Source organism: Candidatus Symbiopectobacterium sp. NZEC135, from assembly GCF_025962695.1.
In genome coordinates, this window is record NZ_JAGFPF010000501.1 from 1 (window position 1) to 1,300 (window position 1,300).

General features: G+C 59.5%; 2 protein-coding genes. Both read right to left on the bottom strand.

Annotation, left to right across the window (positions count from 1 at the left end; translation table 11 throughout):
• Positions 1-666, bottom strand: a 666-nt coding sequence (locus J5224_RS28240; RefSeq protein WP_264628425.1) for an ABC transporter ATP-binding protein, incomplete at its 3' end; no start/stop codon positions are given.
• A 51-nt stretch (positions 667-717) separates the two neighbouring features.
• Positions 718-1,300, bottom strand: a 583-nt coding sequence (locus tag J5224_RS28245; RefSeq protein WP_264628426.1) for an extracellular solute-binding protein, incomplete at its 5' end; no start/stop codon positions are given.

The window sequence follows — 1,300 nt, forward strand, 5'->3', positions numbered from 1 at the left end:
CGGGGTGCCGATCTGCTCAAGTTTTCCGTGCGACATCACGGCAATACGATCGGCCATCGACAGCGCTTCATCCTGATCGTGCGTGACGAACAGTGCGGTGATTCCGGTTCGGCGCTGGAGATCGCGGATTTCATCACGCATTTCATCACGCAGTTTGGCATCCAGATTAGACAGCGGCTCATCAAACAGCAGGAGCTCTGGCTCAATCACCAACGAACGGGCGATGGCTGCGCGTTGCTGCTGCCCGCCAGAGAGCTGGCTGACGCGGCGATCGCCTAATCCGCCAAGTTTAACCAAGGCCAGTGCCTGCTGTACCCGTTTGGCGCGCTCGGCGCGTTTGATGCCCCGCATCTCGAGCCCGAAGGCGATGTTTTGCGCCACGCTCAGGTGGGGAAATAACGCATAGGCTTGAAACACCATGCCCATGTTGCGCTGATGCACGGGAATGGCCGAAATGTCCCGGCCATTAAGCTGAATACTGCCCGCTGTGGGGGCGATCAAACCCGCTATCATCCGCAGCAGGGTGGTTTTGCCACAGCCCGACGGGCCGAGGAGCGCCAGCATTTCGCCGCGCGGCACGTGCAGGCTGACGTCATCAACGGCGGGGGCCGGAGCCCCCGGATAGGATTTCGCCAATTGGTTGGCGGAAAGGTGAACATCGGACATACGGCGTCTATCTCTTCAGCGATAACAGGGGTAATCGTGGCGTGCCCGCCATCAATGCAGCGCGATCACATCGCGACGAATCTTCTGGATCCACGGCGCGTAGCGTTCTGCAACCCAAGGCCAGTCGAGCGCCCATTGCGCCTGCTGTGCCTCTTTACTGCCATAAATACGCGCCGCCGCCGGTGCGCTCAACGTCACTTGGGTGTTGACGGGCCCATAGAAGCTTTGCTCGGCGAAGGTACGCTGCGCCTCGGCGCTGAGCGCGTAGTCAATAAATTGCTGCGCTGCGCTGGCCTGTTTGGAGCCTTTTACCAGACTGATGGTATTGATCTGGCCGATGCTGCCTTCACGCGGTAGCGCAATACCGATTTTTCCCCCCTGCTTATCATGCAGATACTGCGCACGCCCGTTCCAGCAGATAGCCAGATCCACTTCACCACTTTGTACCACCGCGTAGCAGTCCGGTGCGGGATCCCAGGTGGCGACGTTCGGGGCGATGGCCTTCAGCACGGTAAAGCCCGGTTCGATATCCTGCTTGTAGTCACCGCCTTTTAATCGGGTCAGAATCGGCAATAACGTGACGCCACGGGTGTCCGCTAACGGCGCCGCGATGCGCCCTTTGTATTTTGTATCG